The sequence below is a fragment of the Ensifer sp. ENS11 genome, from assembly GCF_014851895.1.
Taxonomy (GTDB): domain Bacteria; phylum Pseudomonadota; class Alphaproteobacteria; order Rhizobiales; family Rhizobiaceae; genus Ensifer; species Ensifer canadensis.
Map to the genome: position 1 here is coordinate 1 of NZ_JACVAN010000050.1, position 1,013 is coordinate 1,013.

At 62.5% G+C, this 1,013-nt stretch carries 1 protein-coding gene; it reads left to right on the plus strand.

The features are described from left to right. On the plus strand, window positions 1-797 hold a 797-nt coding region (locus IB264_RS34145; RefSeq protein WP_192435367.1), incomplete at its 5' end, for an IS110 family transposase. Between the last annotated feature and the right edge of the window lie 216 nt (window positions 798-1,013).

Genomic DNA, 1,013 nt, shown 5'->3' on the forward strand with positions numbered 1-1,013 from the left:
GGCTTCATCGCGCTGGTGAACTGAGCGCCGTCTGGATCCCCGATCCCGCCCATGAGGCGATGCGCGATCTGGTGCGGGCACGCCTGGCTGCCGTGCGCAGCCTGCGACAGGCGCGCCAGCAGCTCAGTGGATTCCTCCTGCGCCATGGCTGCCATTATGGCCGTCCAGCCTGGACGCAGATGCACCGCCGTTGGCTGGCAGGCCTCCGCTTCGCGCAACCGGCCCACTACATTGTGCTTGAGGATCATATCGCGACGATCGAGGCTGCTACGGACCGGCGGGATCGGCTGACGAAGCAAATCGAGATCATGTTGGGCGATTGGTCATTGGCCCCGGTCGTCCATGCATTGCAATCGCTGCGTGGCATGGCTCTGGTGACCGCAGCAACGATGATTGCCGAATTGGGCGATCTCAGCCGCTTCACAAACCCACGCCAATTGATGGCGTATCTTGGACTGGTGCCATCGGAGCATTCGAGCGGCGCAACCCGACGCCAGGGTGGCATTACGAAAGCGGGGAACGGAACCGCACGCCGCATGTTGATCGAGGCGGCCTGGAGCTACCGGTTTCCAGCAAGGGTGAGCCGCGAGCAATTGCTGCGCCAGGAGCAGCTTCCAAAAACGATCCGCGATACGGCGTGGAAAGCGCAGGTGCGGCTGTGCGGCCGCTATCGCAAGCTCACGAAGGCCGGAAAGCCAGCCACGACCGTGACCACAGCGATTGCGCGCGAACTGTCGGGCTTCGTCTGGTCGATTGCATGTCAGGTCGCGCGCCCGTTGAACACCGCCAAAGTCTAGATCAGCGAGGAGGAGAAGAGCCGATCAGAAAGCCATGTGCACCTGGGCAAGGCTGGGGGCACGGTCACGGCAGGAGAACCCTCGTTTCCACTATCAGCCGGTTTAATTCCGACGCTGCCAACTAGACTGAGGACGCTCCGCGACGCATCAGGTCCGGCGGTAACCAACCCGCGCATCAGAGCATGATCAACCGTCGTTCATTGACCGTGCCTCCTG